The following is a 4,871-nucleotide window of genomic DNA, read 5'->3' as shown; positions in this document are numbered from 1 at the left end:
CCACTGCCCCGCCGACGACTCCCCCACCGGGTGGCCAGACCCCGGTGGCCGCCAACGGACAACTGCGGGTCTGCGGGGTCAACCTGTGCAACCAGTACGGACGGCCGATCCAACTGCGCGGGATGAGCACCCACGGCATCCAGTGGTTCGGCAACTGCTACAACCCGGCCTCGCTCGACGCGCTCGCCATCGACTGGCGCGCGGACCTGTTCCGCATCGCCATGTACGTGCAGGAGGACGGCTACGAGACCGACCCGGCCGGCTTCACCAACCGGGTCAACAACCTGGTCGACGAGGCCACCCGGCGCGGCATGTACGCGATGATCGACTTCCACCTGCTCACGCCGGGTGACCCGATGTTCAACCTGGAGCGGGCCAAGACCTTCTTCGCCGCGGTCTCGGCCCGGCACGCTGCCAAGAACAACGTGATCTACGAGATCGCCAACGAGCCCAACGGGGTGAGCTGGTCGACCATCAAGAACTACGCCGACCAGGTGATCCCGGTGATCCGGGCCAACGACCCGGACGCGGTCGTCATCGTCGGCACCCGGGCCTGGTCATCGCTCGGCGTCTCGGAGGGCGGCAACCACACCGAGATCGTCAACAACCCGGTGAACGCCAACAACGTCATGTACGCGTTCCACTTCTACGCCGCGTCGCACAAGGACAACTACCGGGCCGAAGTGGAGCGGGCGGCAGCCCGACTGCCGCTCTTCGTCACCGAGTTCGGCACGGTGGACTACACCGGTGACGGCGCCGCCGACCTGGCCAGCAGCACCCAGTGGCTGGATCTGCTGGACCGGCTGAAGATCGGCTACGCGAACTGGACCTTCTCCGACAAGGCCGAGGGCAGCGCCGCGCTGCGGCCCGGCACCTGCAACGGGGGCAACTACACAGGCACCTCGGTGCTGACTCCCTCCGGTGTCTTCATGCGGGACCGGATCCGTACCCCGGACAACTTCCCGACCAGCTGAGCCACGTACCACCACCACCTGGCGGCCCCGGCGTTGCACCACGCCGGGGCCGCCTTCTCGCGACGCACCGCGAGCAGACGACGCACCGCGAGCAGGCGGCGCACGGGAGGCGGGCGGCGGACGAGGACCGCCCGGCCACCAGTGGGGAGCCTGGTGGCCGGGCGGCCGGTAGGGGTGGTCAGCACCTCACGATGACGACCTGCGGCTCACTCCTCGCCGCCCTCCTCGTCCTCGTCACCACCGAAGGAGTCGAAGACCTCGTCGGCGACCATGCCGCCGGCGAAGCCGAGCGCCGCGCCACCGACCACACCGGCGGCCACCGCACCCATCCCCGATCCGCGCCGCTCGTGGTGCTCCTCGTCGTGCCCGTAGCCGGGCTGGTGCGGCGGGTAGCCGGCCGGTGCGCCATAGCCGGGCGGCGGGTAGCCGGCCGGTGCGCCGTAGCCGGGCGGCGGGTAACCGGCCGGTGCGCCGTAGTGGGGCTGAGCCGGATGCAGGCTCTGGTGCTGCGGCAACGCCTCGCGCAGCCAGCGGTCGACCTCGGCGGCCCAGTCCAGCCGGTCGGCGTCGGCGTGCGCGACCCGGTAGCGGCCGTAGGAGTCGTGACTGCCCATGAAGAGGCCGGCCTGCTTGTCGAACTCCAGGACGACGTCCACCCCCTGCTCGTCGGCGAGGAAGGTGAGCTCCACCTCGGTGACGCCGTGGGCGTACTGCGGGGCGACGAAATACTCGATCTCCTGATAGAACGGCAACGTCTGGTGCGCTCCGGCGATGTAGCCGTGCTCCAGGTCGGCGTTCTTGAACTGGAAGCCGAGCTGGCCGAAGGCGGCCAGGATGCGCTCCTGCACCGGCAACGGGTGCACCTGCACCGGGTCGAGGTCGCCCTTGTCCACCGCGCCCCGGATGGCGACCTCGGTGCGCAGGCCCATGGTCATGCCGGGCAGGCGCTGCCCGTAGATGTCGGTCACCGGGGTCTGCAGCGGGATCGGGAACTGGAACGGAATCGCCAGTTGCTGCCCCGCCGCCAGGCGCAACCCGCCCGCGACCGGGACCCGGTGGAACTCGACCACGGCGTCGTGGTCCTCCTCGGCACCGTCGACCTCCACCCGGGCCACCAGACCCAGCGCGATCTGGTCGATCTCCACGTCCTGGCTGCCGCCGGTGAGGTTCACCTGCCCGTCGAGCGTCAGACCGGGGCGGGTGCCCGGATTGGCCAGGACCGTGTCGACGCTGGGCGCGCCGATCCCAAAGGCACCCAGCATCCTCTTGAAGACCACGAGATTCTCCCTCGACCGTGTACAGGCGCGGCACCCGAGCAAAACGTGAAAGGTTCACGCAAAGTCGTTGCGCCGCAACGGGATCAGCGCCGTCCATGATGGATCCCGTCGCGCCGGGAAGCTAGCACCGACACCTGAAAGATAGCTGAGAGAGATCAGGCTGTTACCAGTAGTAAAGATTGCCGCCGGTCAGCTCGGCACCGGACCGAGCAGCGAGTCGTCGGGCCCGGTCGAGCCGGCAGCGTACTCCCGCAGCGGCACCGCGTCCGACTTCCAGGCGGCCAGCACCGGCTCGACGATCCGCCAACACTCCTCGGCGACGTCACCGCGCACCGACAGCGTCGGATCGCCCTCGAACGCGCCACGCAGCACCTCACCGTAGGCCGGCAGCTCACCCGGGCCGAAGTCGGCGGTCAGCCGGACCGGATCCAGGTCGAACGGGTTGCCGGGACCGTTGATGTTGAGGTCGAGGCCGAGGCAGTCCGGGCCGAAACCGATCCGCAGCCGGTCCGGATGCTCGTACCCGATGAGCCCGTCGGGCACCCGTTCCGGCTGCTTGAAGGTGATGATCGCTTCCTTGCGTACCTCCGCCACGGCCTTGCCGGAGCGCAGCCGGAACGGCACCCCCGACCAGCGCCAGGTGTCCACGGTGAGCACCACCTCGGCGAGGGTCTCGGTACGACGGCTCGGGTCCACCCCCGGCTCGGCGGCATAGTCCGGCAGCCGGCGCCCGGCGATCTCACCGGCGGTGTAGCGGGCCCGCCGACTGGCCGCCACCGGGTCGTCGTCCCGCAGCCGGGCTGCTCGCAACACCTGCGCCGCACGGCCCCGCAGTTCCTGCGCCCGCAGGCTCGGCGGCGGATCCATGGCGAGCAGGGCGAGCACCTGGAGCAGGTGGCTCTGCACCATGTCGATGAGCGCGCCGGCGCCGTCGTAGTAACCGGCCCGACCCTCCAGCCCGAGGGTCTCGTCGAAGACGATGTCCACGCAGGCCACGTGCGCGGAGTTGAGCAGCGGTTCGAAGATCCGGTTGGCGAACCGCAGGCCGAGCAGGTTCAGCACCGTCGACTTACCGAGGAAGTGATCGATGCGATACACCTGATCCTCCGGAACCAGGGTGGAGAGCAGGTTGTTCAGCGAGTGGGCCGAGATCCGGTCGACGCCGAACGGCTTCTCCAGCATCAGCCGGGTGCCGGGCGGCACGCCGATGCGGGCCAGCGCCGCCGCCGCACGGGCGGTCACCAGCGGCGGCAGCGCGAAGAAGATCACCACTGGTCCGGCGCAGTCGGCCAGCAGTCGCCGCAGGTCGTCCTCGCTCGTCACGTCGGCGCTGACGTAGCGGCTGGCCTGGACGACCGCACGCTCGGCGGGACCGTCAGCCCCGACGGGGGCGAAGGAGTCGCTCACCCGGCGCCGCCACCGCTCGTCGTCCCAGTCGTCCATGCCGCTGCCGATCAGCCGCAGGCCCGGCACCGCACCGCTGGCCAGCAACGCGCCCAGCCCCGGCAGCAGCAGCCGGCCGGTCAGGTCACCGCTGGCACCGAGCACCAGCAACGTCTGCCGTAGGGGTGCGGTGGTGGCGGAACTCGCGGGGCGGGGTGCGGGGTTGCTCGGTACCGGCGTCGTCATGCCACCACCATGCCCTGTCCCGCCCGACGCCTGGGCACGGGCCCTGCCGAGCGCCCTTGGTGAACCCAAGGTGACGGCTGCACCGCGTCCGGCTCGCGCGACGATCTTCGTATGGCAGGCTGGTCGTACCCTGGCCGGCGTCACGACGCCGGCGACGCGCCGACCCTGCGAGGAGACGATCGATCCGATGGCTGCGGACGTCACCACCACCGAGGAGTGGCAGGCCCTGCGCAAGCACGCCGATGAGATCCGCGCGACCCATCTGCGGGACCTGTTCGCCACCGACCCCACCCGGGGCGAACGGTTGACCGTCGAGGTGGCCGACCTTTACCTCGACTACAGCAAGAACCTGGTCACCGACGAGACGTTCGAGCTGCTCACCGCGCTCGCCGAGCGGGTCGGGCTGACCGACCGGATCGCCGCCATGTTCGCCGGTGCCCACATCAACGGCACCGAGGACCGGGCCGTGCTGCACACCGCGCTGCGGCTGCCCCGCGACGCCACGCTGACCGTGGACGGTCAGGACGTGGTGGCCGACGTGCACGCCGTCCGACAGCGGATGGCCCAGTTCGCCGACCAGGTGCGCGCAGGGCAGTGGCGCGGGCACACCGGCGAGCGGATCCGCACCGTTGTCAACATCGGCATCGGCGGCTCCGACCTGGGGCCGGTGATGGCGTACGAGGCACTCAAGGCGTACCGCGACGCCGGCATCAGCTGCCGCTTCGTGTCGAACATCGACCCCACCGACATCGCCGAGGCCACCGCCGACCTGGATCCGGCGAGCACCCTGTTCGTGGTGGTGTCGAAGACCTTCTCCACCCAGGAGACCCTGGCCAACGCCGAGCAGGCCAAGCGTTGGCTGCTGGCCGGGCTGAACGCCGACGACACGGCGGTGGCCCGGCACTTCGTCGCGGTCAGCACCAACGCGCAGCGGGTGGCCGACTTCGGCATCGACCCGGCAAACATGTTCGGCTTCTGGGACTGGGTGGGC

Annotated in this window: 4 protein-coding genes; 2 read left to right on the top strand and 2 right to left on the bottom strand. The window is 70.3% G+C overall.

Annotated features, from left to right (window positions below; genetic code table 11):
* A partial coding sequence (locus C1I93_RS28340) for a glycoside hydrolase family 5 protein (protein ID WP_111246325.1) occupies positions 1 to 974 on the top strand: 974 nt, incomplete at its 5' end.
* 206 nt (positions 975 to 1,180) lie between these two features.
* Here the strand turns inward: C1I93_RS28340 and C1I93_RS28335 are convergent.
* Together C1I93_RS28335 and C1I93_RS28330 are read right to left on the bottom strand one after the other, a co-directional pair.
* The gene (locus C1I93_RS28335) at positions 1,181 to 2,251 is read right to left on the bottom strand and encodes a sporulation protein (protein WP_111246324.1); all 1,071 of its coding nucleotides are present in this window, start codon (positions 2,249 to 2,251) and stop codon (positions 1,181 to 1,183) included.
* 189 nt (positions 2,252 to 2,440) lie between these two features.
* The gene (locus C1I93_RS28330) at positions 2,441 to 3,880 is read right to left on the bottom strand and encodes a glucose-6-phosphate dehydrogenase (RefSeq protein WP_111246323.1); all 1,440 of its coding nucleotides are present in this window, start codon (positions 3,878 to 3,880) and stop codon (positions 2,441 to 2,443) included.
* A 187-nt stretch (positions 3,881 to 4,067) separates the two neighbouring features.
* On the opposite strand from C1I93_RS28330, the gene C1I93_RS28325 reads away from it, so the two are divergent.
* Positions 4,068 to 4,871 (top strand): phosphoglucose isomerase-related protein (locus C1I93_RS28325; RefSeq protein ID WP_498070722.1); only part of this gene is annotated, 804 nt, incomplete at its 3' end.

Source organism: Micromonospora endophytica, assembly GCF_003236305.1.
GTDB classification, from domain to species: Bacteria; Actinomycetota; Actinomycetes; order Mycobacteriales; family Micromonosporaceae; genus Micromonospora; species Micromonospora endophytica.
The sequence above is the reverse complement of the archived record's forward strand: the minus strand, read 5'-3'. Positions and strand labels throughout refer to the sequence as shown.